At 70.4% G+C, this 25,662-nt stretch carries 23 protein-coding genes and 2 pseudogenes; 10 read left to right on the forward strand and 15 right to left on the reverse strand.

The window, feature by feature from the left end; genetic code table 11:
* Window positions 1–30: 30 nt before the first annotated feature.
* Complete coding sequence (locus ACLJQE_RS37455; protein WP_410644320.1) at window positions 31–1,641, reverse strand: enoyl-CoA hydratase-related protein; 1,611 nt, start codon at window positions 1,639–1,641, stop codon at window positions 31–33.
* A gap of 497 nt (window positions 1,642–2,138) precedes the next feature.
* Window positions 2,139–3,008, reverse strand: coding sequence for a hypothetical protein (locus ACLJQE_RS37460; RefSeq protein ID WP_410644321.1), 870 nt, complete (start codon window positions 3,006–3,008; stop codon window positions 2,139–2,141).
* Between the two features lie 643 nt (window positions 3,009–3,651).
* Here ACLJQE_RS37460 and ACLJQE_RS37465 point away from each other — a divergent pair.
* The 3 genes from ACLJQE_RS37465 to ACLJQE_RS37475 all read left to right on the forward strand — a co-directional run bounded on the left by ACLJQE_RS37465 (window position 3,652) and on the right by ACLJQE_RS37475 (window position 5,933).
* The gene (locus tag ACLJQE_RS37465) at window positions 3,652–4,905 is read left to right on the forward strand and encodes a hypothetical protein (protein WP_410644322.1); all 1,254 of its coding nucleotides are present in this window, start codon (window positions 3,652–3,654) and stop codon (window positions 4,903–4,905) included.
* Between the two features lie 277 nt (window positions 4,906–5,182).
* The gene (locus tag ACLJQE_RS37470; RefSeq protein ID WP_410644323.1) at window positions 5,183–5,404 is read left to right on the forward strand and encodes an RGCVC family protein; all 222 of its coding nucleotides are present in this window, start codon (window positions 5,183–5,185) and stop codon (window positions 5,402–5,404) included.
* Window positions 5,405–5,459: 55 nt separating this feature from the next.
* A complete protein-coding gene (locus tag ACLJQE_RS37475; RefSeq protein WP_410644324.1) occupies window positions 5,460–5,933 on the forward strand; it encodes a DUF5994 family protein in 474 nt (157 codons plus the stop codon).
* A 372-nt stretch (window positions 5,934–6,305) separates the two neighbouring features.
* On the opposite strand, the gene ACLJQE_RS37480 is transcribed toward ACLJQE_RS37475, so the two are convergent.
* Together ACLJQE_RS37480 and ACLJQE_RS37485 are read right to left on the reverse strand one after the other, a co-directional pair.
* Window positions 6,306–7,406, reverse strand: a complete 1,101-nt coding sequence (locus ACLJQE_RS37480; RefSeq protein ID WP_410644325.1) for a hypothetical protein — start codon at window positions 7,404–7,406, stop codon at window positions 6,306–6,308.
* 618 nt (window positions 7,407–8,024) lie between these two features.
* On the reverse strand, window positions 8,025–8,753 hold the full coding sequence (locus ACLJQE_RS37485) for a calcium-binding protein (RefSeq protein ID WP_410644326.1): 729 nt from the start codon (window positions 8,751–8,753) through the stop codon (window positions 8,025–8,027).
* A gap of 535 nt (window positions 8,754–9,288) precedes the next feature.
* Here ACLJQE_RS37485 and ACLJQE_RS37490 point away from each other — a divergent pair.
* Window positions 9,289–9,465 (forward strand): hypothetical protein, encoded by a 177-nt coding sequence (locus ACLJQE_RS37490; protein WP_410644327.1) that lies wholly within the window; start codon window positions 9,289–9,291, stop codon window positions 9,463–9,465.
* A 68-nt stretch (window positions 9,466–9,533) separates the two neighbouring features.
* Here the strand turns inward: ACLJQE_RS37490 and ACLJQE_RS37495 are convergent, their stop codons facing one another.
* The 3 genes from ACLJQE_RS37495 to ACLJQE_RS37505 are packed head-to-tail and all read right to left on the reverse strand — an operon-like array spanning window position 9,534 to window position 11,904.
* Window positions 9,534–10,439, reverse strand: coding sequence for a universal stress protein (locus tag ACLJQE_RS37495; protein ID WP_410644328.1), 906 nt, complete (start codon window positions 10,437–10,439; stop codon window positions 9,534–9,536).
* On the reverse strand, window positions 10,436–11,380 hold the full coding sequence (locus ACLJQE_RS37500) for a universal stress protein (RefSeq protein ID WP_410644329.1): 945 nt from the start codon (window positions 11,378–11,380) through the stop codon (window positions 10,436–10,438). Before ACLJQE_RS37500 ends, ACLJQE_RS37495 begins: the two co-directional genes overlap by 4 nt.
* Window positions 11,377–11,904 carry a flavodoxin domain-containing protein gene (locus ACLJQE_RS37505; RefSeq protein WP_410644330.1) on the reverse strand — a complete coding sequence of 176 codons (528 nt, stop codon included), beginning with the start codon at window positions 11,902–11,904 and terminating at the stop codon, window positions 11,377–11,379. The genes ACLJQE_RS37500 and ACLJQE_RS37505 overlap by 4 nt, the downstream gene beginning before the upstream one ends.
* Window positions 11,905–12,032: 128 nt before the next feature.
* Here ACLJQE_RS37505 and ACLJQE_RS37510 point away from each other — a divergent pair, with 128 nt between their 5' ends.
* From ACLJQE_RS37510 to ACLJQE_RS37520, 3 genes are all read left to right on the forward strand, one after another.
* Window positions 12,033–12,281: a hypothetical protein gene (locus ACLJQE_RS37510; protein WP_410644331.1), complete on the forward strand. Its 249-nt coding sequence runs from the start codon at window positions 12,033–12,035 to the stop codon at window positions 12,279–12,281.
* 320 nt (window positions 12,282–12,601) lie between these two features.
* Entirely contained in the window at window positions 12,602–13,327 is a 726-nt protein-coding gene (locus ACLJQE_RS37515) for a GAF domain-containing protein (RefSeq protein ID WP_410644332.1), read from the forward strand.
* Window positions 13,328–13,369: 42 nt separating this feature from the next.
* On the forward strand, window positions 13,370–14,116 hold the full coding sequence (locus tag ACLJQE_RS37520; RefSeq protein ID WP_410644333.1) for a GAF and ANTAR domain-containing protein: 747 nt from the start codon (window positions 13,370–13,372) through the stop codon (window positions 14,114–14,116).
* Between the two features lie 1,017 nt (window positions 14,117–15,133).
* Here the strand turns inward: ACLJQE_RS37520 and ACLJQE_RS37525 are convergent.
* The 5 genes and pseudogenes from ACLJQE_RS37525 to ACLJQE_RS37545 form a co-directional block, all read right to left on the reverse strand.
* Window positions 15,134–15,496, reverse strand: a complete 363-nt coding sequence (locus ACLJQE_RS37525; RefSeq protein WP_410644334.1) for a hypothetical protein — start codon at window positions 15,494–15,496, stop codon at window positions 15,134–15,136.
* 315 nt (window positions 15,497–15,811) lie between these two features.
* Window positions 15,812–18,529: a SpoIIE family protein phosphatase gene (locus ACLJQE_RS37530; protein ID WP_410644335.1), complete on the reverse strand. Its 2,718-nt coding sequence runs from the start codon at window positions 18,527–18,529 to the stop codon at window positions 15,812–15,814.
* Between the two features lie 197 nt (window positions 18,530–18,726).
* Entirely contained in the window at window positions 18,727–19,953 is a 1,227-nt protein-coding gene (locus tag ACLJQE_RS37535; RefSeq protein WP_410644336.1) for a serine hydrolase domain-containing protein, read from the reverse strand.
* 82 nt (window positions 19,954–20,035) lie between these two features.
* Window positions 20,036–20,503, reverse strand: a complete 468-nt coding sequence (locus ACLJQE_RS37540; protein ID WP_410644337.1) for a hypothetical protein — start codon at window positions 20,501–20,503, stop codon at window positions 20,036–20,038.
* 6 nt (window positions 20,504–20,509) lie between these two features.
* Window positions 20,510–20,881: pseudogene (locus ACLJQE_RS37545) on the reverse strand (ATP-binding cassette domain-containing protein); the annotation flags it as partial.
* 217 nt (window positions 20,882–21,098) lie between these two features.
* On the opposite strand from ACLJQE_RS37545, the gene ACLJQE_RS37550 reads away from it, so the two are divergent.
* From ACLJQE_RS37550 to ACLJQE_RS37560, 3 genes and pseudogenes are all read left to right on the forward strand, one after another.
* Window positions 21,099–21,338, forward strand: a complete 240-nt coding sequence (locus ACLJQE_RS37550) for a hypothetical protein (RefSeq protein WP_410644338.1) — start codon at window positions 21,099–21,101, stop codon at window positions 21,336–21,338.
* A gap of 53 nt (window positions 21,339–21,391) precedes the next feature.
* Window positions 21,392–21,625, forward strand: a pseudogene (locus ACLJQE_RS37555) (acyl-CoA dehydrogenase family protein); the annotation flags it as partial.
* A 473-nt stretch (window positions 21,626–22,098) separates the two neighbouring features.
* Window positions 22,099–22,890, forward strand: coding sequence for a hypothetical protein (locus ACLJQE_RS37560; protein WP_410644339.1), 792 nt, complete (start codon window positions 22,099–22,101; stop codon window positions 22,888–22,890).
* A gap of 338 nt (window positions 22,891–23,228) precedes the next feature.
* Here ACLJQE_RS37560 and ACLJQE_RS37565 read toward each other — a convergent pair whose 3' ends face one another.
* Genes ACLJQE_RS37565 through ACLJQE_RS37575 form a run of 3 tightly spaced genes read right to left on the reverse strand, consistent with a single transcriptional unit; the run spans window position 23,229 to window position 25,487 of the window.
* Entirely contained in the window at window positions 23,229–24,056 is an 828-nt protein-coding gene (locus tag ACLJQE_RS37565) for a class I SAM-dependent methyltransferase (protein WP_410644340.1), read from the reverse strand.
* Window positions 24,057–24,063: 7 nt separating this feature from the next.
* The gene (locus ACLJQE_RS37570; protein WP_387050238.1) at window positions 24,064–24,510 is read right to left on the reverse strand and encodes a GbsR/MarR family transcriptional regulator; all 447 of its coding nucleotides are present in this window, start codon (window positions 24,508–24,510) and stop codon (window positions 24,064–24,066) included.
* A gap of 26 nt (window positions 24,511–24,536) precedes the next feature.
* On the reverse strand, window positions 24,537–25,487 hold the full coding sequence (locus tag ACLJQE_RS37575; RefSeq protein WP_410644341.1) for an alpha/beta hydrolase: 951 nt from the start codon (window positions 25,485–25,487) through the stop codon (window positions 24,537–24,539).
* Window positions 25,488–25,662 lie beyond the last annotated feature (175 nt).

A 25,662-nucleotide genomic window follows, 5' to 3' on the forward strand; every position in this document is an offset into this window, starting at 1 on the left:
CGGGCCGAGGCGGTTCGGTCGCGACCACGATCAGCGAACGGGCCTCAGCCGGGGGAGCCGTGGGCCGGGCAGCCGGGACGGTTCCGGCCCGGTCGGGCCGGCGGGCCGGACGGCGAGGAAAGTGCGCCTGGCGTGGGCGAAACCGTGGCGGTCGTCGAAGATGTCGCGGCTCATCTCGGCGAGTTCCCGGACCCGGTAGGTTTCCAGCGGCCGGCGTTGCTCGTCGGCTGTGCGGGTGGCTCTTTTGCGGTCGAGCAGAGCTTTCGCGCGCCCGCCGGCGACCAGTTCGGTGGCGTAGTCCAGCGCGGTCGCGAGGAATTCCGCGCGGTCGCTCGCGGCGAGTTCGTCGACCATCCCGATCCGGGCCGCTTCGGCGGCGGTGATCGGCTCGCACTGCCTGGTCAGCCGGTCTGCCTGAGCTTCGCCGACCCGGTGTGGCAGCACGTAGGTCCAGTACTCCGAGCCGTACAGGCCCATCTTCCGGTAGTGCGGGTTGAACAGGGCGCCGTCCCGGGCGATCACCTTGTCCGCGCCGAGGGCCAGCATCACCCCGCCCGCGCCCGCGTCGCCGGCGAGCGCGGACACCACGAGCTGGCCGGTGCAGGCGATGATCTCCCGGCAGAGGTCGTCGATCGCGGTGATGTTCCGCCAGGCTTCCGCCGCGGGATCCGGGTGGGCGTCGATGACACCCAGGTGCAAGCCGTTGGAGAACACCTCACCGCCGGCCAGGACCACGGCGGCGGTGTCTTGCGTGGCCGCGTAGCGCACGGCCGCGGTGAGCCGACGGCACTGTGCGGTGCACATCGCGCCGTTGTAGAACTCGAAGCGCACCAGCCCCACCTTGTCGAACCGCCGGTAGCTGACCTCCCGAAGGCTCGGCGGGCCTGCGGTCTGCGGTGCTTCGGGAACGCCACCGAGGGCCAGGGCGGCGGGGAGTTTGACCGTCGTGCCCGGGGCTTCGGGTGCCAGCCGCCGCGCGTGCCCGATCCACAGTGCGCCGTCGCCGGTGCGGACCAGTACTGCACCCTGACAGCGTGCCGCGATGGTGCCGGGCTCGCCGGGGGAGGACTCGCCCGGATGGGCGTCGAACACAGCGACCGGCACACCGGCCAGCTCCGTGTGCACTCCGGGACGGCCGTCCGCGGCGCGGATACGGCGCAGGACGTGGTCGGCCGGGTCATCCCAGGAGAAGGACCGATCGGCCTGCCGGACCTGGGGGCGGAGCCTGCCCACCGCGGCGGGCCGCCGGCGATCCTGGCTTCGCGGCGTGAACCCGGCGTCCTCGGCTTTGGTCACCACCTCGCCGATCAGGCTCATCGCGGCGTCGGACACCTCGGTGTTGTAGAGGGTGCTCTTGCGCGGCGGATCGGACGGCATCCGGAACACCCGCGTGCCCCAGACCGGCCCGTCGTCGAGGTCACCGGTCGCCTGCAGGGCGGTCACGCCCCAGGTGTACTCGGCGTCCATGATCGCCCAGTCGAGCGCGGACGGGCCGCGGTCCCCCTGCGGACCGGGATGGATGATGATCGTGCGGTAACTCCGCCAGACCGATTCCGGAACTCGACGGCGCAGGAACGGGCAGATGATCAACTCGGGGTCGGTGGCCGCCGCCGCGGCGGCCATCTCCTGCGGATGGTGCACCGTCTGGACCGTAACGCGGTGACCGCGAGCGCGTAGACCGGCCCAAGTGCGCTGGCTGAGGCCGTTGAACGCAGAGCACAGCAGCAGGATCTTCAACGGGCCTCCGCTCGTAGAGTCCTCGAGCTGCCACGAACCGCGGTTCGGCCTGAACCGCCGAACATTCGACCGCGGGCAACGGGACAGCCGGTCGACGGTACCTGGCGCAGCGACGGAAATGACGCGGCCAAAGGGGTAGACACCTTCGGCCGACCAGGGTCTGCCCAGACGGCCCCCGCCGGCCGGGGTGGCCTGCGGGGGTCGTGGTGGTCGAGCGGTGGTGCTACAGCGGCAGGAGGGGGAGGAGGACGGCGCCTGCGGCGCTGGTGATGGCGACTACGGCGCCGTTGACAATGCCGACGACGGAGTCGAGCAAGCCGCCGATGATGACGATGCCCATGATGGGTTCTCCTTTTTGTTGGGTTGGATCTGTTTGCGGGCTGTGGGGTTCGGCGCGGTGGTCACCCGGTGCAGTTGGGGACGGCGGGGACGCTGCCGACGCAGTTGTTGGGGGTGTTGGCGGTGATGGGGGTGTTGTTGGTGGTCATGGTGCCGCCTTGGCGGTAGACACCGCCGGAGTTGCCCAGGAGCAGCAGGGCGTGGTTGTCGGTGACGGCGGTCTGGGTGAGGGTGGTGGCGGTGGAGTTGATCGTGGAGATGCCGCCGCCGCGGCCGGCGTTGTTGCCGGTGATGAACAGCGGGCTGCCGGAGACGCCCGTGACGGCGAGGCTGCCGCGGAGGCCGTTGTAGATGGCGCCGCCGTCGCCGAGGAGTGTGGTGTTGCCCGACAGCGGGCTGTTGGTGAACGTGGCGGCGGGTGCGGTGCCGGTGGGGGTGTCGGCGTTGGCGAGGCCGCCGCCGTTGCCGGTGGCGGTGTTGCCGGTGAGGGTGCTTCCGGTGAGGGTGACCGCGCCGCGGTTGAGGATGGCGCCGCCGTCGCCGACGACGTTGCCGCGGGTGAAGGCGACCCCGGTGATGAGGGTGAGGTTGCCGGTCGGGCCGACTTCGGCGATGCGGAACATGCCGAGACCGGCCGGGGAGGCGTTGGTGATGGTGGCGGGGCCGGTCAGCTGGATCGGGGTGGTGATGACCGGGAGCGCGTTGGCGGTACCGCCGTGGGCGGTGGTCATGCCGTAGGTGCAGCCTCCGGCCAGGGAGAGGGTGTCGGAGGTGGGGGTGGAGTTGGCCAGGTTGACCGCCGCGACGAGGGCGGTTTCGCTGCAGGCCACCGGAATGGTGATGGCCTGCGCCACCGGGGCCAGCGCGATCAGGCCTCCGGCCGCGACGGTGGCGCCGAACATGACCCTGGCTGTGGCGTGGATGCGTCGCATGACGATTTCTTTCCTGGATCCAATAGTGGCGGGCTGCGGCGCGGCGCGCCGGCAGGAGAATTCCGCAGGAGCAGGCCTGATTCGCCGAGCGGGCCGGGCGGGATTTGTCCACAAAAAAGACCTCGGTTCGCGATCTGCGCCGCAATCGTGGCGAGCAGACCGGCTACCGAGGTCCGGGGTAACAGGAGTTAGCCTATCCCCGTCCGCCGGGTGACCGACACCCGGGTCGCCCAAATGGCGGTACGAAAAATGGTTCAACTGCCACATCTGCACCGATGTGATAGTTTGCGGTCCAGTGTTGCTGCGCGATTAATCGGATTCAGCGGAATTCGATGGTTATTCCCGGATTCGGTCCTCGCATCGGCGGATATCCTCGCAGTGGAGTGAACTATCCTCTTTTTGTTGCCAAGTGTCCGCGACGGGGCGAGTGTGGGCCTTGAGAGTGCTGGTGGACCTCGTCCCGGATATTCGGTACGGAAATGCCATCGGCAAAGTGGTTAGCAGCTGCACTCCCGGTTCCGTGGCTTCAGCCCGGATCCACTCAATGCAATGAAGGTTTATCATGAGATCAAGTGCACGTACCACTACGGCTCGTCGAACCCGTACCGGCCTCATTGGACTGGGTACCGCCGCAGGGTTCGCCTTGATCGTCCCTGGCGCGGCCCACGCCGACCCGGTCGGCTGCACCCGTGTCTTCAACGGTTCCGGTGACACCATCACCTGCACCGCGGGTATTCCGGCCGCGCAGTTCCTCACCGGCACCGCCGGCAACGACTTCGTCACCGTCACCGGTGGGCCCATGAGCGGCACCATCGACGCACTGGCCGGCAACGACACCATCACCATGACCGGCACGGCGGGCACCACGGGTGCTCCCGGCGGTGCCGGCGGGACCGGCACGAGTACCAGCCCGGCCGGATTCGCCGGCGGTGCCGGCGCCGCAGGCGGTGTAGGTGGCCTCGCGCTGGCCAGCACCGGGACGGTCAACGGTGGTGACGGCGCCGACAGCGTCACCGCCACCGGTGGCGCCGGTGGGACCGGCGGCCTCGGCGGGACCGGCGGGGCCGGAGTCCTCGGCGGGGCCGGCGGTGCCGGTGGCGTCGGCGGCGCGGGTGGCGCGGGCGGTCAGGCCGGCGTCGGCGTCATCCACGGCGGCCTCGGCAACGACACGGTGAAGGTCACCGGTGGCGCGGGTGGTGCCAGCGGTGCCGGTGCGCTCGGCGGCCCGAGCGGCCCCAGCGCGGGCACCGGTGGTGTCGGCGGCGTCGGGGGTGCAGGCGGCGTGGGCGGTATCGGTCTCGGCAGCTCGGGGATCGTCAGCGGCGACGACGGCCTCGACGGCATCACGGTGGCCGGTGGCGCCGGAGCCAACGGCAGCGCGGGCGGGAACGCCGGTGCGGGTCACGGCGGCGGCGCGGGTGGTTTCGGTGGCGTCGGCGGGGCGGGCGGGATCGGCAGTTCCGGTGTCGTCACCGGCGATGCGGGCAATGACGTCTTGAAGGTCACCGGCGGTGCCGGCGGCCTCGGCGGGACCGCGGGCAAGGGCGGCAACGGCGTCGGCGGTGGCCAGATCGGTGGCGCTGGTGGCGGTGGCGGCGCCGGTGGTGCGGGCGGTGTGGGCAACAGCGGGACCGTCAACGGCGGTCTCAACGATGACAGCGTCACGGTGACCGGTGGCAAGGGTGCCAACGGCGGCACCGGTGGCGGCGGCGGCAACGGCTGCAACCCGGGCGCCGGTGGCGCTGGTGGCGCCGGAGGGACTCTGGGTGCCGGTGGTGTCGGCAGCTCCGGCACCGTGTCCGGTGGCGGCGGCACCGACACCATCGTGACGGTGAACGGCATCGCCGGGGTCAACGGCACCGGCGGCACGGCCGGCATCACGGTCGTGTGCATCTGACACAACCCTCGCTGAACCCAGCCCGGTAGGGGCGGCTCCGGCCGTCCCTACCGGGCTCGACCCATTGCCGGTGCACGGTGGTGCCCGGAACTCGCCGGGATGCAGCCGGACCGGAACGTGGGCGTGACCGGCACGGGCGTAAGGTGGAGGTATCGCCCCGGACCTCGGCGCTGTCGGTGAAGACGGGACCGGAGCCGGAATTTCGAGCGAGTCCTGACTTTCCCGTCGGACGCGCCCCGCGCCCCGCGGTCAGCCATCTGCAGAAGGAGAACCCGGTATGTCGAAAATCGATGTCGAATCAGGCGCCGCCATCGCCGTCGCGGAAATCGGCGATTCGGTGGTGTCCTCCTGCCCGGCGTGTTCCCATCCGGCGGAATCGCACGACGTGATCGCGCGCCGGTTCTGCACGGCGACGCAGGCGGGCACGTTCAACCGCGGCTGCGTGTGCGCCGGTGGTCCGGAGAAAGCGGTGACTGCGGCAATGCGTGTCTCAAAATGAACGCCTGCGTGATGAACCCCGCCAGTGGACTCCGGGTGCGGGAGGAACACCGGCCATGACGTTCTTGCCGGTCGGCGCCGCGGGTCCCGTGGTCGGCTCCCCGGCCGTCGGCAGACGGCTGCGGTTGAAACCACCCGGTGCGGTCAAGGGCTGTTTCGACGGCGCCTGGTGGCCACGCTCGCGAGAGCCGGTCGCCGAATTCAGCGCCCTGGTCACCGCGCTCGTCGCGGACTCGGGCCCGGTTGACCGGATCGGCTTCAACCCGGCGATGTGGGATCTGGTTCCCCGGAAGCTCGCGCTCGACACCGGTTTGGTACGGCTGGCGGGGTTCTTCGGCCTGGATCGGCACACGATCGTCGTGATCGGACCGCGCATCCGCCGGTTGACCCTGCTGGTGGTCCCGCCCGAGGCCGATCCGGCGGCGGCGGAGCGAGCGCTGGAAGCGGCCGCCGCGCCGGACGCAGCCGGCTCCGCCGTGCTGATCCTGACCACCTGCGGAATTCCTTGCCCGCCCACCGGAACGGCTTGAGTGCCGCCGACGTTCGGTGCAACGGCCGTGGCCGCGTTCCGGAACCGGCGTCGGCCAGGGGCAGTGCAGGGATCGTCAGCGGCGATGCTCGGCCTGCGGGCCATGATTCCGGGCCGCTGCCGACCCATGGTCCGGCGTGGCCGCGGAAGAAGACCACCGGACAGTGTGCGGCCGCGGTGACCCTGAGGGCGATCACTTCGTCGGCCGGCCGGGCGAGAATCGTTTCGACAGCAGGGCCGAGCTGCTGGACGCGGTGGCAATCCGGGCCGCGGGCGTCTCGGTGGCAGGCGAATCACGGGGGTTTCCGGACTTGTTGAGAGCAGCGGCGCCATCTCCGGTGATGGCGCCGCTGCCGTTTGGTGCCGCTGCTGGTCAGCAGGTGCAGATGCCGCCGTTGTTGATGCCGGCGACGCCGTTGCCGCCGGCGAGGCCGCCGGCACCGTTGATGATGGTGATGGTGTCGGCCGCGTCGGTGATGGTTCCGGAGTTCCCGAGACCACCGGCGCCCGCGGCGCCACCGAGGCCACCAGGGCCGCCGGGGCCGCTGCAGCCGGCGCCGCCGGCGCCGCCGCCGGCGCCGTTGCCGCCGTTGCCGCCGGTGGCGGTGATGGTGTCGATGCCGGTTCCGCCGTTGAGGGCGCCGGAGTTCCCGATGCCACCGGCGCCTCCGGCACCGCCTACGCCACCGGCACCGCCGGGTTGGACGGCGGCCAAGCCGTTGCCGCCCTTGCCGCCGACGCCGCCGTTGCCGCCGAGCCCGCCGTTGGTTTTGAGGGTGTCGACTCCGGCGCCGCCGCCGACGGTTCCGGAGTTCCCGACACCCCCGGCGCCGCCGACGCCGCCGACGCCGCCGGAGCCGCCGCCGTGACCGCAGCCACCCACGCCACCGGCCGCACCGGTCCCGCCCGCACCACCGTTGACGGTCACGTTGTCGGAACCGGGATCAGTGAGATCGCCGTTGAAGGTCCCGGAGTTCCCGACGCCACCGGCCGCGCCGGCGCCACCGATGCCGCCGGCACCCGCACCTCCGGCCATGAGGCCGCTGTTGCCGCCCTTGCCGCCGAGCCCGCCGTTGCCGCCCTTGCCGGCGGTGAAGGTGACGGTGTCGTTGCCGGCGCCGCCGGTGACGGTCCCGGCGTTCCCGGCGCCACCGATCCCGCCGACGCCGCCGTTGCCCCCGGCGCCCCCGGCGCCGCTGGCGAAGCCGACTCCGCCCGGTCCGCCGTTGCCGCCGTTGCCTCCGGCGCCTCCGGTGACGGTGATGCTGTCGGTGCCGGGACCGGCGTCGATGATGCCGGTGCTCCCCACGCCGGCGCCGCCGACGTTCCCGGCTCCGCCGTTGCCGCCGGCGCTTCCCGCGGGGGTGCCCGCGGTGCCGGGGGCCCCCGCGGGACCGTTGGCTCCCGCGGTGCCGGCGACGCCGGTGACTCTGATCGTGTCGTTGCCGGCGAGGCCGTTCACCGTACCGTTCACGGCGCCGCCGGTGATGGTGATGATGTTGTTCCCGCTGGTCCCGTTGAGCACTTGACCGGCGGGAATCCCGGCGGTGCAAGTGAAGTTGGCGCCGCTTTGGGTGCATCCCGGCGGGAGCGCCCACGCCTGAGCGGGGGCGAAGAGAACAAATCCGGCCGCGGTGCCCAGGGCGATCAAGGCCCGGCCCGCCCGGCCTGCCGTACTGATAGTCGCTGTCGATCTCATGGTCAACCTTCCACCCGTGAGAATTGAGCCCGGGGCTGAAGCCACGGACTGGAGAGGGCGGTTCGATGACCAGGGTCTGGGGTCGCTACCCGGTGCCGCACACGTGAGGGCACCGGATCCGGCCAACACTCTTCGACGCCTCAGCGTTCGCGCCCGCAGCCGAGTTGGCAAGGAGCACCGCGGTCAATCATCCGAACGCGACCAAACCGCCACCAATGGCAGAACCGGCCTCTACGGAAAACAGCACTCGAGGTATTCACAAAAGACGCGGAATTCCGAGACGGCCCTCGCCCGCAACGCCCGAACGGCCGCGCCCCATTCGAGGCGCGGCCGTTCTCGTCGCCCCGGTTCTGTCCGAGGCAGGGGGGCTGGATCAGCTGGTGGAGAGGGGTTTTACGGCGTGGTCGGGAGGACGCAGGCGTAGCTCAGCGGGAGCAGGTTGACGAACGTTCCGCCGGCTCCGGTGCAGATCCTGCTTGCCTCTGCGACGCGGCGGTTGGCGGGGTTGAGGGGGTTGAACACGCAGACGTATCCGACCGGGTTGACGGTGAGGGACAACACCCCGCCGGTCGTGGTGCACAGCAGGGTGGCGTTCGCCGTGCCCGAGCCCGGGCCCGTCGTCGGCGGGGTGCTGGTGTTTTCGCAGCTTGCGTGGATGTCGGGGTCGGGTGCGGGGCCCTGGCAGGTGTCGGTACCGAGGCCGCCGTCGAGACTGTCCTGGCTGCCGTCGTTGGATGCGCCGATGAGGGTGTCGTTCCCGGCGCTGCCGGAGATCGTGTCGATACCCAGGCCGCCGGTGAGGGTGTCGTTGCCGGTGCCGCCGGTGATCGTGTCGTTCCCGTCCCCGCCGTTGATCGTGTCGTCGAAGTCCGAGCCGGTGATCGTGTCGTTCCCGGCGTTGCCGTTGATGGTCTTGCCGGGGTTCGTGCCACCGCAGTCGATCGTGTCGTTGCCGGGACTGCCGGTCACGGTCGTGTCGGTCTGGGTCACACCGGCGCTCACGACGCAGTTGACGGCGGCGTGTGCGGTCAGCGGGGCGATCACCCACATGACCGGGGTCGCAAGGACTCCGGCCAGCGTGACGACGAGTCCCCGGCGGAATTGAGTCTGTTGAATTTTCATGTCTTCATTTCCTGGATCGCGATTCGGCGATGACTCACATGGACGCGGCGCGCCAACGTGACTGAGTTGTGCCGGTCACGAGCCATCCGCATCCGCCGTACGGCCGGCGTCCGCTCCTCGGTACAAGAGAACCTCGGCTCGTGATCCGCATCCGCGATCAATCGCGGACCTGTCACGTCACCGAGGTCCGGGGCAACAACCCGCGAACCTACCCCCTGCGTCCGCCCGGATCAATACCGCGGTCCCTCGAACGGACGAACACTCTCCGGCGCGCCGGGCAGGGGCGGGGGGTCAGGTGAGCCAGGATGCGGTGGCACTCGGCCGGCGTCCACGGCTCTCGGTTCGACGCGTTCACGAACGTAATTCATGCGCAGTCCGTTTTCCGCGCGACTTTTGAGGACATTTATCACGATTCGACGTTCGCGCGCCGATATTGATAACAGGGAACGTCGCCACCGTCGCCGCCGTCGGCGCATTGGTGGGAGTCGGTGGTTTCGCGGTCGCCGCGTTCGTTCAGGACAGCACCACAGGCGGGGTGTCCGGCTCCGCCGAGGCGATGACCCCCGCCACCGTGACCGGTGCGCAGGTCGGCACGCTGCTGCCCGGCGAGAAGGCCTACGTCACCTTGACGGTCACGCAGGCCGACGCGGTCTGGCCGAGGCCGTGTTCCGGCGGCAAAGGCGGGCCGGGATGGCCGTGCAGCACCTGCTGACTCGCCGCGAGACCACGGGTGTTGTTGTGCGGTAAGGGAAAGCGTTAGTGCCCTCCGGGCGGCAGGGCTCAGTCCGCGACCGGGGTCTCCGGACGGACCACGAGCACCGGGCAGGCGGCGTGCTGCACGAGTGCTTGGCTGGTCGAACCGAGCAGCATCCCGGTGAACCCGCCGCGTCCGCAGCTGCCCACGACGACCAGCTGGGCCGTCTCCGCGGCGTCGAGCAGGGCGTGCCGGGGACGGTCACGGCGCAGGACCCGGCGGACTTCGACGGCCGGGTATTTCTCCTGCCAGCCCGCCAAGCGCTGTGCGAGCAGCCGCTCCTCGTCCTTCTCCGCCGACTCCCGCTGCGGCATGATCCGCTGGGTGCCGTGGAAGTCCTCGTAGGTGCCGTCGGCCCAGGCGTGCACCGCGACCAGAGGCGCACGGCGTGACGACGCCTCCTCGAACGCCGCGGCGATCGCCTGTTCACTCGTCGCGCTCCCGTCGACCCCGGCCACCACCGGGCCCGACTCCGGGAGGCGCAGGGAGCCGGGCCGGCCCCGGATCACCGCCACCGGCGAGTGGGCGTGGCTCACGAGGGTGGCCGTGGCGGTGCCGAGGAGCATGCCGGCGAAGCCGCCCGAGCCGGTCGCGCCGACGACGACCATCCGGGCCCGGCGGGAAAGCTCGACGAGCAGCGAGGCCGGAGTTCCGGGCGGCGTCTCCGCCGTGATCACCAGGTCGTCGTCGATCGAGGCGGCCACCCTCCGGGATTCCGCGACGACCCGTTCGCCGTCCTGGCGGATCGCGTCGATCAGCACGTCGATGCCCGCGATGCTCCCGCCGTAGCCGAGTGCGGCGATCTGCAGCCCGTGCACGATCTCGAGTTCGAGGTGGCGGGCGGAAGCCAGCTGGGCGGCCCACGACACCGCCGCCATCGACGCGCCCGAGCCGTCGACCCCCACCACGATCGTCCCGTTCCTGCCCTTCATCGCGTCTCCTCGCTTCCCGCGTCCTGCGACCGGACCACCGCGACCGGGCACGGCGAATGCACGATCAGTGCCTGGCTGGTCGAACCGAGCAGCATCCCGGTGAAGCCACCGCGGCCCCGGCAGCCGACCACGATCAGCTGGGCGTGCTCCGCACGCTCCAGCAACGTCCGGACCGGGCGCCCACGGGTCACGTCGAGATCGATCGTCAGGTCCGGGAACTTGTCCCGCCAGGGGCTCACCTGGTCGGCGAGCCTGGCGCGTTCGGCCCGTTCGATCTCGGCGGCGTCGTCCTGGAACGGATGGGGCCGGAGCACTCCGTCGGCGACGAGCTCGCTCCAGGTGTGCACCACGGTCAGCGCCACGCCACGCAGCCGCGCCTCGTCACACGCGAACGCCAGGGCGCCGTCACTGTCGGACGATCCGTCCGCGCCGACGAGCACGGGGCCCGCGGCCGGCGGCGGATCCTGCGGCCGCCGGCCACGCACCACCACGACCGGGCAGTGCGCGTGAGCGACCACGGAAACGGCCGTGGAGCCGACGAGCATCCCGGTGAAGCCGCCGAGCCCGCGGGACCCGAGTACCACCAGCTCCGCGTGCTGTGACTCCTGGACAAGGGCCGCGACCGGGCTCCATTCCCGGGCAGCGGTCCCGATTTCGACGCCGGGAGACTCCGCGAGCACGGCTGTCCGAGCCTCGGCCAGCCAGCCTTCGGCACGCTCGGCCAGCCCGGCGCGCACCTGTTCGTGGGTGCCGACCGCGATCGGGGTGTGCACCTGCGGCAACGCGTAGACCTGCACCAGACGCAGCGGACGACCTCGCCGGAGGGCCTCGGTACCGGCCCAGACCGCGGCGCGCTCCGCGGAGGCCGAGCCGTCGATGCCGACGACGACGGCGCCGGGCGTCGTCCGAGCCGCCTCCGGATGCCCGTGCGGCGTGGTCACGACGTGCTCCCGGCGACCGCCGCGGCGGCCAGCGTTGCACCGATTTCGCAACCCCAGGCCCGGATCGATGGCCAGTCACGGAAGTCGCCGTCCGTGACGGGCAACGCCGTCACCGCGAGGCGTTCCGGGAGACGCAGGGCCTGGCGGTCGATCCGGCCGCCGAAAACCCGGTGCTGCCGTGCACCCAGCCGCCGGACGAGGTCGTCGATCGCGGCCCGGTCTTCGGGCTCGGGCCTCTCGCCCACCGGGCCGCTGGAGAACAACCAGAGGGGGAGACCTCGCAGATCGTCCGAGAAGGACTCCGCGAACTTCCGCGCCGGTTCGAGCCACCGCCCGAGGTAGCGGGCGCTGCCGAGGACCACCGCGTCGAAGCCGTCGAGCGACGCGACGAGCCCGACGTCGCGCACCTCGACCTCGGGCGCCACTCCGGCGCCGGTCAGCGCGGAGCCGAGCGACGTGGCGAGGTGCTCGGCGATTTCCCGGGTGGCGCCGTGCCGGGTGGCCACCGCGACGAGGATTCTCATGGGTCCAGCCTCACCCGCCCGCGGCTCCGGCAGCAGAGGCCGACGACCTCGCCGGACCGCCGAAGGTCACCGCGGCGGGTCGGCGAGGCCTTCGGCACGGTCCACGACATCAGGAGGGTGCTGGTCCTGTGGTTCGCCGGGCGTTCGGTGCCGACGTCGACGCGCAGGCCGGCGCCTGCACGACCGGGATCCTCGCCATGATGCTCTCGGGCCCGATCTCGGCGTTGTCCATCCTCGGCATCGTGTCCTCGGCGCGGATGGTCCCGCCCATCGCCTCGCTCAGGATGACGTCGGTGCTGGTAGTCGACGATGAAGCCGCGTTTGTGCGCGCCGCGCGAATCGTCCTCATCACGTCGCGGAACCGACGGCGTCGGTGACCACGGCTGCCGATGGACCGGTGGGGGCAGGACTCGTTGTCGGGCCCGCATCCGGTCTTTCGGGGGCGGAGGCCGTAAGCCGGGTCGGCGCGGTGAAGGTGAGCCAGTATCGGGTGCCGGTCGCGCTGCGCCGGTACGTCGCCGCGTCGGTGCCGTGATGGCGGGTGCGGTGTGTGGGGATAGGAGTACTGTCGGTACACGCAGCCGCGGGAGCGGTGCTGATCCGGGCCTGGTCATGTCCGAGTTGGTGTGGCGATCATGAACGCCGACTCGGAGGAACCGGATATCGGAACGCGGAGCGTGCCGGTGGTGGGTTCGCGGTGGCTGAGGTTGAGGTTCTGCGTGCGAGTGTGCTGGCCGCACTGGGCCAGAGTGACGCCGGGAGCGGGGTCGACGTCGTCGGCCGGGTGTGCCGGGCGTGCGTGCGCCTGTTGCCGGTGGACGGCGCGGCGGTGTCGATCATGGTCGAGGCCGGGCATCGCGAAATCGTCTACGCCAGCGACGCGGTGAGTACGGCGCTGGCGGAGCTGCAGTTTTCCCTCGGTGAAGGGCCGTGTTTCGAGGCGTACACCCTCCGTGGACCGGTCCTGGTGCCGGATCTGGCGGTGGGCCCGCCGCCGGCGTGGCCGGTGTTCGCCGCCGAGGCCGCGGTGCACCCGGTGGCGGCGTTGTTCACCTTCCCGGTGCAGATCGGGGCGGTGCGGGTGGCGACCCTCGACACCTATCGTCCGACGCCGGGTTCGCTGAGCCCCGGCGAGCTGTCGACGGCGCTGCAGGTGGCGGACATTGCGGCACTCGCCCTGTCGGGGCTGCGCGGCGGAGGTGGTCGGTGGCTGGACGGGGACGGGCAGTGGATGGAGAGCGCGGGGATGCGGTACCGGGAGGTGCACCAGGCCACCGGGATGCTGATCGCGCATCTGGACCTGTCCGCGTCGGCCGCACTGGCCCGGCTGCGGGCCTACGCGTTCGGGCACGGCCGTTCCCTGCTCGAAGTCGCCGGCGACATCGTGGCCGGGCGGCTGAAGTTGGACGAGGAGTTCCGGTGAGGGTCACCATGAAGGCAGCTGAGGAATCAGGAGATGGTGGGCATGGCCGACCGTGAGCGACAGGTGACCCGTGCGTTCGTTGCGTTGGCGGACACGTTGGTCGATGACTACGACGTCGCGGATTTGCTGCACACGTTGGTGGTGCGGTGCGTGGAGTTGCTGGATGTGGCGGCGGCGGGGTTGACGCTGGTCGACGAGCGGGGCGGGCTGCAGGTGCTGGCCTCCTCCACCGAACAGGCGCGGCTGATCGAGCTGTTCCAGTTCGACCTCGACGAGGGCCCGTGTGTGGAGTGTTTTACCACGAGCGCGCCGGTGTTGGTGGCCGACGTTGCCGCGCAGGCGGCGCGGTGGCCGCGGTTCGCGGCCGAGGCGGCCAAGGACGGGTTCGCGTCGGTGCACGCGGTGCCGATGCGGCTGCGCGGGCAGACGATCGGGGCGTTGAACCTGTTCGGGCTCAACGCGGGAGAGCTGTCGGCCGACGACGTGGCGCTGGCGCAGGGGCTGGCCGACACCGCGACGATCGGCATCCTCCACGAACGGGCCTTCCGCCGGGGAGAGATCCTGTCCGAGCAGCTGCAGAGCGCGTTGAACAGCCGGGTGATCATCGAGCAGGCCAAGGGCGTGCTCGCCGTCACCGGACAGCTGAGCATGGACGCGGCCTTCACGGCTTTGCGTGGTTTCGCCCGGCGGAACAACCTCCGGCTCAGCGATGTGGCCCGCGCCCTGGCCGAGCGCGACCTCAATCCGACGGTCGTGCTGGCCCCGTCGCCGGCGGGCCGCCCTCGCTGAGCACAACGGTTTGGTCGTCGTGGGAGCTTCGAAGCACTGCGCAGATCCGCCCGGGCGCCCGAAGACGGGGCGGCCCTGGCCCAGCCACCACGGCTACTGCCGCGAACACGTCGAGGACGTGCCGGAACTGCGGGGCTGGGTCTGGGCCGGCTGACCGGTAATCGGACTCAGTTCGGGAGATGGCCGGAGGGACGGGGTTCGTCGTCCGGCGTTGTGAGGCCGTCGGCGGGGTTCAGCCCGAGGGTGGCGAGCAGCGTGGCGCAGTCGGCTGCGTTGTCCGCTGCCGAGGCGACCAGGCGGGCACCACGTCGGCGTTGCTCGGGGCTGAGGGGGAACGGGTCCGGGTCCTTCCGCGGGGCTGCCTTCGGCTGTCTCATCGGCGTGGAGACAGGAGAGGCGGGCCCGGTTCCGCGGTGCAGCGTGCTCGCCGGTGACCCGGTTTTCCCGGTGTCGCAGTGATCATCACGGTCCTCCGCCCGGTTTGGCCACGTCGGGTGGCGCCGCCGGGGTCCGGGGTGGATCTCACCGAGGATAGCTGGCCCGATCCGCCCGGGGCGTCGGCGAACGGGTGGCTCCCGGTGTGCTGTCACCGTTCGAGGCGCGTGCGGCGATGGTCATGGTCGCGAAGTCCCGTTCGATGATCGGCCGGCCCAGCAGCGACAGCGGCCGCCGCGGCTCGTGATGGCCTTTCGCAGGTCTGTTTCCTGAATTTGACGGGGTTCGAGGTGCTGCTCGCCTGTCACCGGCGCGCGCCGCCCCGCGGCGGCCGCGGTTGAGGATGCCGCTCCCATTGCCGAGTACGTTGCCGCGGGTGAACCCGACCCGGTGGGGAAGGTGAGATTGCCGGTCAGGCCGACCTCGGCGATCCGGAAAAACCCCTACCCAGCAGTGGCACGTTGGTGACAATCGCGGGGCCGATCATCTCGATCGGGGTGATGATCCCGGGAGCGCGTTCGCGGCGCCGCAGAGCGTTTTCTCTGCAGCTCAACGGATGGTGATGGCTTGCGCCGCGGGCGATCAGGCTTCCGGTCGCGATGGTGGCCCCGAGCAGGGCCCGGGCAATGGTGTGGATGCGTCGCATGACGCCTTCTTTTCCTTGAAATGCTTTTCATCAGCCGGCGGTGCGGTAATGCCGATGACGTCCTGGTCGTCGACCCAGGACACCGAGGCCGAGGGGCTGTCGTCGGCGATGACGGGGACCCGGACGCCGCCGGGTCCGAACTCGGGCCGGCCGGCGAGGATACCGGTCCGTGGCGAGCGTGGATCCGTTCCGGTGAAGGTGACCCGCCAGTTTCCGACGCTGAACGCGATCTGCCGTCGTGGCGGGTGGGCGGCGCCAAGGCCTGCCGCCTCAATACGGTTCGGTTTCCCGGCCGTCATGGTCCGCTCCTCGTACGCTGTTGCGTTCCATGCAGGGCATGGACCTGCAGGCGTGCCGAGGTCTGGGGCGGTCCGGACAGCTTAGTCGGTTTACGTCATCTGCCAGAATGTATCCCCCGAATGGGGGACCCGGGGTCGGTGGGACGGGATCGGGACGACTTGATCCGGACCAGCCGTCGTGGACGGCGACCGGGTGGAGGTGATGGCGCGGTCTGGGGAATGCTTTGCTGGGTAGCGGCGACCGGAGGACCAGGCGATGAGCGTGCCTCCAGAGTCCGTAAGGCTCCCGCGGCCCCGGCGCTTCGCCGGCGACGTTCACGAGGCAGTTTCGACGGTCAAAGCTCCCGTCGCTGTACCGGCCAATCCGGCCAGCTCCAGGATCCGCAACGGTGCGGAACCGGCGGCCGCCCGAACCGTGAGCGTCGCGCCACGTCGTTTGGTCAGCGCCGCGGCGTCCAGGAGCAGGGCGACACCGCAACTGCTCAGGTACCGCAGCCCGGTGAGGTCCACGATCGCCTCCCGGGACGCCGTGGCTTCGACGCGGTGCAGCACCGCCGGGCGCACCTCGTCGATCGTCGCCAGGTCGAGGTCGCCGGTCACCTTCACGATCAGCACCTCCGGGCCGGTGTCGTCGACGGACACGTTCGCCGGGTTCGCGCCCTCGGGCACCGTCACGACGGCCTCGGGTGCGGAGCCCGCTTCCGTGGCCATCCTGAACCGGACCGTGGTGCCGAGATCGTCGTGGCCGATGGCGATCTCTTCGGCCAGCGCCGTGATGATGGCGATGCCGCGACCACGGTGACTGTTGTCGGCCGGCTCGGGCCGCCACGTCCCGTCGTCGTGCACCACGACGTCGAGACCGCCGTCCGCTGTCCGCGTGACCGAGTACGTGACCGCGTTCGCCGAAGCGTGCTCGACGGAGTTCGCCACGGCCTCACCTAGCGCGAGGCTCAAGTCCTGGCGCAGCTCGCCGGGCAGCCCCGCCTGGGACGCCCACGCCGCGGCATCGGCGCGCAACTGCCGCAGCGCCGTCGGCTCGGCGGTCGCGTGCCGGTGCAGCGGTGGTGGCAGCAGCCGGATGGCGAGCAAAGCGACGTCGTCTTCCTGCCCGTCGTCGAGGAGGGTCCCGGTGATCGCCGCGACCAGCTGGTCCGGCGCCCCGGCGGCGAGCCCCGCTGCTGTCGCGCACAGGCGCTGCAGCCCCTCGTCGATCCGCTCGTTCCGCCGTTCGACCAGGCCGTCGGTGTAGAGCAGCACCGACGCGCCGGGACCCAGCCTCGCCGACTGCTCCGCGTACCGCGACCGGTCCGGGCCGCCGAGAACGCGGCCGCCACCGGCCAGCAGCCGGGCGGCGGCGGCCTCGACGACGACCGGCGGCGGGTGCCCGGCCACGGCCCAGCGCAGTTCGCCGGTCTCCCAGTCGAGCGTGAGACACGCGCAGGTCGTGCCGGAGGCTCCGTCGGTGCGTGTGGCGAACGCGTCGAGCCGTTCCAGGGCCGCGGCCGGGCCGTGCCCGTCGAGCAGGCTGCCGGCCAGTGCGCTGCGCAGCTGTCCCATCACCGCTGCCGCCTGCGGCCCCTTGCCCACGACGTCGCCGACCGAGAGGGCGACGGTGGTTTCCCCCACCACGACCAGCTCGTACCAGTCTCCGCCCGTCTGCGCGTGGACCGCGGCGGGCAGGTAGCGCGCCGCGGCGGCCACCCGCGGCAGCGCCGGCAGCTCGCGCGGCAGCAGGCTCCGCTGCAGCGTCTCGGAGATCTCGTGTTCCCGCTGCAGCAGCAGGTCCCGCTCCGCCTCACGACGGCGCCGCTCGGTGACGTCCCGGCCGATCGCCTGCATCCCGGACGGGGTGACCTGGATGCTCAGCTCCAGGGCCACCTGGGCGCCGTCGGCCCGGCGGACGTGGTGCACTTCGCCGCTTTCCTGCGCCGTACCCGGTTCGGCGAGCAGCTGCCGCCACCGGCGGCTCCCGTCGTCGTCGAGCAGGCCGGCGATCGGCGTGCCGATCAGCTCGTCACGGCGGTAGCCCAGCAGGGCACAGGCCGCGGGGTTGATCTCGGCGAACCGCAGGCCGCGGTCGAGGACCCAGATGGCATCCGTCGCGCGTTCCACCAGCGACCGGTGAAGCTGCTCGCTGTCGCGCAGCGCCCGGCCGGCGTGCGTGCGCTGGATGGACTCCCAGCACCGGGCGACGATGAGTTCGACGAGGTCGACTTCCGCGTCCGTCCAGTGCCGGACCGTGGCCTGGTGCACCGCCATGGCGGCGACGAACCGGCCGCCGCGCAGCAGCGGTACGCAGATGACGGCCCGGATCCCGGTCACCCGGTAGGCGCGCAGATCCGCGGGTTCGAGACGCTCGTCGTGGAAGCAGTCACCGACGACCCACGACTCACCGGACCGCATCGCCCGCACGCAGCCGTCCCCGAACGCCGACATCGCGAAGCGCCCGGGCAACGGCGGCAAACCGGTGTGGTGATCGCCGCTCATCAGGAAGTGGTCCTGGTCCTCTTCGGCTTCGGCGTAGGCGCAGCGATCAGCGCCGAGGTGCTCTCCCAGGCTGCGGGCGGCGTATTCCATGACCTGCTCGGCGTCGTCCAGCTCCTGCAGCCCACGCTCGAACCCGGCGAGGAACCGCTGCCGTTCCGCCTCCGACCGTCGTTCGGAGGCATCCAGCCACACGCCGAGGACGACGCCGTCGGAGCGCACGCGCCCCTGCTCCAGCAGCCAGACCGCGCGCCCGTCCGCGGTCAGCGCGCGATAGGTGACCTCGTAGTCGCCCTCCTGCCGCCACGCCTTGCCGCGCCCGCCCAGGAAGTGGTCACGGTCTTCGGCATGCACGACCGACAGCGCAATCGCCGGATCACCCACCCAGCCGTCGGGCGATCGGCCCAGCAACGACCGGATACCGGCGGACACGAACAAGTAGGCCCCGCTACGGGCATCGGCTTCCCAGACGGTTACCGGCAAACCGTCGAGGACATCCCGCAAGCCCGACTCCGCGGATGGCCTGCGGTCTTGCGGTTCCCTGCCCACGACGACTCCACGACCGTACAGCGACGAAGCGACCCGACAGTGGCCGCGGGCACAGACGGTAACACCCACGGTCAGGTATCGCAGGGAGCTCGAGCTGGAACCGTGCCCACCGACCCGGCAGTCGGACGGACGGTGCCGGCTCGGTGACGTCTGCCCACCACGGCGTCGAATGCCGTGGTGGGCTGGTCGGGTTCGTGTCAGCTGAGGCAGGTGCGGACGGCGTTGGCGAGGTTGGTCGCGCGGGGGTCGTCGGGGCGGTAGTTCCAGAGGTTGGTGACGTAGCTGAAGCCGACGCCGGTGTCGGGGTCGGCGAAGGCGGTCGAGCCGCCGGAGCCGGGGTGGCCGAAGGAGCCGGGTCCGAGCATCGGCAGCGGTGGGCAGGCTCGCCAGAAGCCGAGTGACATGTTGAAGGAGCGGTCGGCCGGGATGTCGAGGCCGGCCGGTACTCCGTACATCGTCGTCTTGTCGGTCTGGGTCTCCGTCATGGTGGTGACGGTCGACGGGTCGAGCAGCCGGAGGCCGTCGACGTTGCTGACGGTGGCGGCGTACATGCGGGCCAGTGAGTGGGCGTCGGCGACCATGTTGGCGGCCGGGAACTCGGCGGCGCGCCAGGCTCGGGTGCGGAAGTAGCCGGTGGCGGGGTCCATGGCGCCGCCGAGGACGCCCGCGTGCATCTGGACGGCGTCCGGGGTCCACATGGATTGGACCCAGGCGGTGACGGTGTCCGCGTCGAGGCCGGTCGTCGCGATCAGCCCGGCGAGCAGTTCCTCCACGGTGAACGGGGCGGCGTCTTCGAACTGTGCTACGCGGGGCTCGTGTTCCTCCGGCAGCCCGATCCAGGCGCTGAGCCCGAGCGGGGCGGCGACCTCTTCGGCGAAGAACGTGCCGAGTGACTTGCCGGTGATCCGGCGCACGACTTCGCCGACCAGGAATCCGTAGGTGACGGCGTGGTAGACGTGCTGGGTGCCGGGCTTCCACAGCGGTTTCTGCGCTTCGAGCGCGTGGATGACGGGGTCCCAGGCGCAGGCCTGCTCGAAGGTCAGCGGGCCGTCGACGATCGGCAGGCCGGCTTGGTGCGACAGCAGCCAGCGCACCGGGATTTCTTCTTTGCCCGCCGCGCCGAACTCCGGCCAGTACCGGACGACGGGGGCGTCGAGGTCCAGTTCGCCGCGCTGGGCCAGCAGGTGGGCGCAGATCGCGGTGGCGCCCTTCGTGGTGGAGGCGACCTGGGCGATGGTGTCTTTACGCCACGGCTTGTTCGCTTCGCGGTCGGCTTGGCCGCCCCAGAGGTTGACGACGGGGCGGCCACCGGCGTAGACGCTGCAGGCCGCGCCGATCTCACCGGGAGCGTCGAAGTTGGCGCGGAACGCGTCGGCGACCTTGCCCCAGCCCTGCTCGACGTGGCCGCCGTGTTCGATGGTCATGTTGTGATCCTTTCCGGGATGCGATGCTGCGATGACGATCTCCGGCGGTCCTGACACGGGGCAGCCACCGTGCTGACACGGCTCAGGAGACCTTGCGGCGGTAGGCCGCGGTGGCGAAGACGTAAGCGACGACGAGGATTCCCGCGCACCAGGCCAGTGCGATCCAGATGTCGGTGCCGACCGGCTGATCGGCGAACCAGCGCACCGGGCCCGGCATCGTCCCCGTGGGCACGAACGCCGAGCTGAGGAACGGCAGGAAGATGAGCGGGTAGGAGAACGCGCCGCCGCCTTCCGCCTTTTTTGCGGTGAGGCCGGCGATCAGGGCGACCCAGGTCAGGGCCAGGGTGAACAGGAGCAGGATGCCCGGCAGCATGTAGTTCACGTACGAGGCCGATCCGGTGTCGATCGCGCCGCCGAAGACGTAGACGAACATCAGCATCATGGCGACCGGCGTGATGACGGTCGTGATGATGGTGTCCAGGCTGCGGGTGACGTGCCGCAGGGAACGTCCCAAGAGAACGGTGGTGTCACCGAGGACGTGCGTGGTCATCGTTTCTCACTTTTCCGTGCGGGCGCCGACGACGGCGAAGAAGACGTCTTCGAGGGTCGGCTGCTTCTCGACGTATTCGATCTTGGCGGGCGGGAGCTTGAGTTCGGCGAGGGTGCCGTTGACGATGATGCGGCCCCCGTGCAGGATCGCGATCCGGTCGGCGAGCTGTTCGGCCTCGTCCAGGAAGATCACCGGGGGATCGCCGATGAGGCTCATGGCGATGTCGAGGCGGCGGCGCATGCCTCCGGAGTACGTCGACACCTTCCGTGTGGCCGCGTCGGTCAGGGAGAAGCGTGCCAGCAGGTCGTCGGCGATCTTGCCGGGGTGCTGGAGGCGCCGGAGCTTGGCGATGAGGACGAGGTTTTCCCGCCGAGGTAGAGGATCAGGTAGCCGTGGATGTGCTGACGCAACCGCGAAGGGAATCCCTCACGAACCGTCAGGCATATTTCGCACATCTCGGAACTCGCTCATCAACCTCGTTGAATCCCGCAATCGATGCCGCTGACGGCGATACCCTCGCCAGGGGAATCCGCTCGAAGAAGGAGTCGTGAACATGAGGACATCGACACGTCCGCCCAGGCGCGTGGTACGGGCGATGGTCACCGCGGCAGCGGTCGTCGGGATCAGCGGCATCGCCGTCATCCCCGCCCAGGCTTCCATTATCGGGCCTGGTGTCCAGTCGGTCAGCGGAACCAGCCAAGCCGACGTCTGGATCAAGGCCGACAACACCTGCAGGGGGCTCGGCGGAATTATGAAAAGTCACAAAGTAACTGGTCCGGACAACAGTTCGCAGTGGCCATACACTCTCATCTTCCACTGCGAAAGCCTGCGCTGATCACACTGAGCCGGTTCGCTGTCAGACCGCGAACCCGGGATCTCCTACAGCCCGGGATGTCCATCGAGGGTGAGCCGGCGATGGGCCTGCGTGGCACCGCGAAGGCCGTCCTCGACTACGTCGTCCCCTACGTCAACGAGCGGACCGCGTTCGGCGAGCCGATCAGCCACCGGCAGGCGGTGGCGTTCTCCGTCGCCGACATCGCGATCGAGCTGGAGGGCCTGCGGCTGGTGACGCTGCGCGCCGCGGCGCGGGCCGAGCAGGGCAAGTCCTACGCCCGCCAGGTCGAAGCCAGCAGTTGCGCGGCTTGGGGGCGCTGCGACCACGGGGTCCGGCGTGAGGTGCCCGCGTCGAAGTAGGTGGCGATGATGTGGCCGTGACCGGTGATGAGATGTTCGGCCATGTCGCGTTGCTCGCCGTGTGAGGAAATGCGGTCTTGGTGGCGGGTGGTTGAGGTGCGGCCGTAGAAGGCGATGCGGAAGCCACTGGTGTGCTCTGGTGGGCAAGAGGTACGGGTGGAGCCGCGCCGCCAAAGGACGCTCCTCATCGGCCTGAACGCAGCGGCGCGTGACGGTGAACCGCACCACGTTGTTCCTGGTAGCGCTGACGCTGGTTGATCTTCACAGACGGTGGGACCCGTCGGATCGTGTCCGGCGGGAGGGCTCGCGGGCGCTGTTGCGCTGGAGCGGGCAGGATGTGGGGTGGGGAGTCGTGCTTGTCGGACGCGCGATCCCTTTCCGGCCCGAGGATGGGACGCGCAATGGGACGCTCGTCGGTGTTCACCTTCCAGTACATCGCCATCGACACGGAGGCTGGTGTTACGCCGGAGGAGTTCGAGACTTTCGTGCGTGGTGAGGGCGTTCACCTGCCCTTGTACCCGGGGTGGCGGTGGACTCTGCTGCGCGGGTTGCGCGGAGAGCGGGCCGGACAGTACCTGATGTTGTACGAGATCGAGAGCGCCGAGCAGCGCGACCGCTACGTCACGGCCCGGGGTGAGCAGACCGAGCTGGCCCGGCTGTTCTGGGCGCGGCACCCGGAGGCGGAGGCGGTGCTGGCGCGGTGGCGGCGGCTGGGCACGTTCGGTGAGCTGCCGACGTTGTTCACCGACTACCGGCTGCTGGCCGACAATCCGCGGAGCACGGTCACGCCCGGCCCCCGCTACCGCGACCGCCCGGGGGAGGAGCCCGTCGCCCGGGTCGTCGGGATCCACAACCTGGCGTTGCGCGCCGGTGTGACCGAGGAGGTGTTCGACCGCTTCATCGCCGAGAACCACCACCGGATCGACGACTACCCGGACTGGCGGTTCCACGTGCTCAAGGGCGAGCGGGGCAACCGCCTCGACCAGTACGTGATGATGATGGAGATCGCGAGCCTGGACGCGCTGGACGTCTTCTACCCCGAGCCCGACATCGCCACCGGCGAGGCTGCGGAGTTCGCGGCCGCCCACCGCGACACCAAGCAGATGTACGAGGAGTGGAAGCAGCTGGCCTCGTTCTCGGGCTCGCCGCAGATCTACACGGACTACCTCGCCGTCGCGGAGAACCCGGCGTAGTCCCGCACGACCGGGAGGGGCCCGGGATCAGGCGGCGGGCGGCGTCGTGCTCCTCGACGTCGTAGGCCATCCACCGACGGCGACTGGGTGCCGACCTTTCCCAACGCCGACTACCTCATCGCCAAGGCCGATTTCGACTACTGAAACCCCCGTCAACGGCCACCCCAAGTTCCTGAACGACCGCTCGGCGGCATAGCAGACATCATGAGTCGGTGACGTTCGGGAGCCGCACACAAGCCGCTACGGGTCCGATGTCAATCACTCACAGTGCCCATCCCGCCGGGCCTCAGCCCGGCCTCTCGGACCGGAAACACCGATCCTGGAACCGTCCTCGGGGTTCAGAATCGGTAGTGGAGTACGCGTGTGCCCTGCCGGGACATCGCGGTGCTGCGGGCCATGAGGCGGGTGAGTGCCCGCACGGGTTGTGGGAACGCGGCCACTTCCGGGGCGCGGGTGAGCAGTTGCTCTGCGACGAGGGTGAGGCCGGCGTTCCAGTGTTCCGGCTTGCGGGGGTCGTCGAAGCCTTGGGCGGCGTCGATGCCGAGGGCCTTGATCGAGGGGTGGTACTTCATCGCCCAGGCGGCGAAGCGGGTGTAGCCGTTGAGCGCGAGTTCGCCGGCCGGGAGCCGGGTGGTCAGCTGGCGGATCATGGTCTGGAACGAGTCGCCGGGCAGGAAGGGCAGTAAGCCATCGGCCACGATCATGGCGGGTCGGTCGTGCGGCAGGGCTTGTGACCAGTGGGGCTCGGTGACGTCCGTGGCGACCAGGTGTGACCGGTCGTCCGGGAGGTATCGCCGGCGCAGGTCGGTGACCTCGGGAAAGTCGACGTCGTACCAGTCGACGCCGGTGGGTGGGGTGCAGCGGGCCAATCGGGTGTCGAGGCCGCAGCCCAGGTCGACGACGACCGCGTCGGGGTGCGTGGTGATGAACTGGTGGATGATGTCGTCGAGCTTTCTGGCGCGGAGCGCGGTGCCGGCGACGAGGCTCGGTTTGAGGTTGAGCTTGGCGAAGTCGTAGCCGGTGTCCTCGGCGATCCGGTCTGCGACCGCTGCGGCGAGGGTGTCGCCGAGGATCGGGTTCGGTGCCGTGCTGTCCAGTGCTCGTGCGTAGAGGGTGAGCAGCAGCGTCTCCTGGACCGGGCTGAGGCTGACTTGTCGGGATGGCATGGGTTTCCTAGTGCTTCGGGGGGTTGCGGGCGGCGATGTCCCGCAGCCAGGTCAGGGATTCCTGGGCCGCCTTGATGCGTTCGGCACCTACGCCTTCGGTGAGGGCGAAGCCCTCCTCGGCGATGTCCCCGAACGCGCTGAGGCTGTCGAGTTTGCGTTGGACGACCTTGTGCCAGGCGTCGTCCTCGATGCGGTAGTAGGCGGTGCGGTCGCCGGGGCGGCGGACCTTGCGCACCAGCCCGATGGTGGTGAGCAGACGCATGTTGGAGGTCAGCGACGCGCGGCTGGCCTGGATGGCGTCGGCGATTCCGCCGGCCGACTGCTCGGGTGGGTCGCAGATCATCAGCCAGCCGAGGACGCGCCCGGTGATCGGTGGCAGCCCCCATTCCTCCACGCAGAAGGTGGCCACCCGTTCCACCCACCGCATGAGCTGGTCCTGCCGTTCGTCGCCCATGGCGCCTCACTCCCTCTGTCCGCTGCTCACCGTTTCATAGCGGCGACGGACTCGTGGGTGGGTGTCGGGGTGGTGGTGGCCGGCCTGGTCCGGCGCAGGTAGCGATCGAACCACTCGACGGCCAGGTCCATCGCCTCCTCCAGGCCGGGGCCGGTGTAGAGGCCGAGGACGTCGTAGGGCAGGACCTCCAGCCGCTTCGGCTCGCCGGCCTTGGCGAAGGCGGTCTGTGCTTCGTCGAGCATGTGGTACGGGTCGTGGCCGCCGTTGGCGATCATCAGCAGCGGCGTCGGCGCGAGCCGGCCGATGAGGTTCTCCGGCGCAAAGGTGAGCAGGTGCTCGGCGGAGTCGAGGGATTTCTCGTTGCGGTAGGTGGGGTACAGCTCGCTCGACAGGTCCTGGGCGCCCTTGGCGTTCTCGTGGTCCAGGTTCAGGTGCGGCACGCGGGCGCTCTCGCCGGTCTCGTAGCGGCGTTGCCAGTCCTCGTCCAGCCGGTCGCGCAGTGCGTGCAGCCCGTTCCGGCCGAGCAGCCGCTCCAGGTAGCGCCACCCGTTCCACACGCTCGGGCTCTGCACGACGACGCACTTGGCGCGACGGTCGAGCACGGCGGCCTGGACGGCGACGGAGCCGCCGATGCTGACGCCCCACAGGCCGATGCGCTCTGGCTGGACCTCCGGGCGGGTCTGGAGGTAGGAGATCGCGCTGCGGAAGTCCTCCACCTGCCGTTCCGGGTAGTCCAGCCCACGCGGCTCGCCCTCGCTCGACCCGACGGTGCGGTAGTCGATGGCCAGTACGACGAAGCCCGCCTGCACGAAGTAGGGGGTGAAGTAGGCCAGCGCCTCCTTCACCATCACGCCACTGTGTCCGAGTACCAGCGCGGGCCCGGGCGAGTTCGCGGACACCTCGTCCGGCAGGTAGAGGTCGCCTGCGCAGCGGGTGCCCAGGCTGGTGAACGTCACGGGTTCCGGCTCCACGGTCACGACCACCACTCTGGTCGATAGTCGTTGCTATACATTTCAGTCACGACTAAAATCTATAGCAACGTTAGGTCCTTGTCCAGGTGCCACCGGACGGCGAAGACGGGCGGGCCGGGCTCACCCTCCAGGTAGACGCCGGACGCCGACCGGCCTGATCTCGACCCCATCGCGGGGAGCT

Source organism: Amycolatopsis sp. lyj-346, from assembly GCF_046548975.1.
Classification (GTDB): Bacteria; Actinomycetota; Actinomycetes; order Mycobacteriales; family Pseudonocardiaceae; genus Amycolatopsis.

Excerpts from the sequence above, each read along its gene's own strand:
- ACLJQE_RS37460 (WP_410644321.1), bottom strand. The coding sequence starts at position 3,008 with ATGCGACGCATCCACGCCACAGCCAGGGTCATGTTCGGCGCCACCGTC.
- ACLJQE_RS37470 (WP_410644323.1), top strand. The coding sequence starts at position 5,183 with ATGTCGAAAATCGATGTCGAATCAGGCGCCGCCATCGCCGTCGCGGAA.
- ACLJQE_RS37475 (WP_410644324.1), top strand. The coding sequence starts at position 5,460 with ATGACGTTCTTGCCGGTCGGCGCCGCGGGTCCCGTGGTCGGCTCCCCG.
- ACLJQE_RS37485 (WP_410644326.1), bottom strand. The coding sequence starts at position 8,753 with ATGAAAATTCAACAGACTCAATTCCGCCGGGGACTCGTCGTCACGCTG.
- ACLJQE_RS37495 (WP_410644328.1), bottom strand. The coding sequence starts at position 10,439 with ATGAAGGGCAGGAACGGGACGATCGTGGTGGGGGTCGACGGCTCGGGC.
- ACLJQE_RS37505 (WP_410644330.1), bottom strand. The coding sequence starts at position 11,904 with ATGAGAATCCTCGTCGCGGTGGCCACCCGGCACGGCGCCACCCGGGAA.
- ACLJQE_RS37520 (WP_410644333.1), top strand. The coding sequence starts at position 13,370 with ATGGCCGACCGTGAGCGACAGGTGACCCGTGCGTTCGTTGCGTTGGCG.
- ACLJQE_RS37525 (WP_410644334.1), bottom strand. The coding sequence starts at position 15,496 with ATGACGGCCGGGAAACCGAACCGTATTGAGGCGGCAGGCCTTGGCGCC.
- ACLJQE_RS37535 (WP_410644336.1), bottom strand. The coding sequence starts at position 19,953 with ATGACCATCGAACACGGCGGCCACGTCGAGCAGGGCTGGGGCAAGGTC.
- ACLJQE_RS37540 (WP_410644337.1), bottom strand. The coding sequence starts at position 20,503 with ATGACCACGCACGTCCTCGGTGACACCACCGTTCTCTTGGGACGTTCC.
- ACLJQE_RS37550 (WP_410644338.1), top strand. The coding sequence starts at position 21,099 with ATGGTCACCGCGGCAGCGGTCGTCGGGATCAGCGGCATCGCCGTCATC.
- ACLJQE_RS37560 (WP_410644339.1), top strand. The coding sequence starts at position 22,099 with ATGGGACGCTCGTCGGTGTTCACCTTCCAGTACATCGCCATCGACACG.
- ACLJQE_RS37565 (WP_410644340.1), bottom strand. The coding sequence starts at position 24,056 with ATGCCATCCCGACAAGTCAGCCTCAGCCCGGTCCAGGAGACGCTGCTG.
- ACLJQE_RS37570 (WP_387050238.1), bottom strand. The coding sequence starts at position 24,510 with ATGGGCGACGAACGGCAGGACCAGCTCATGCGGTGGGTGGAACGGGTG.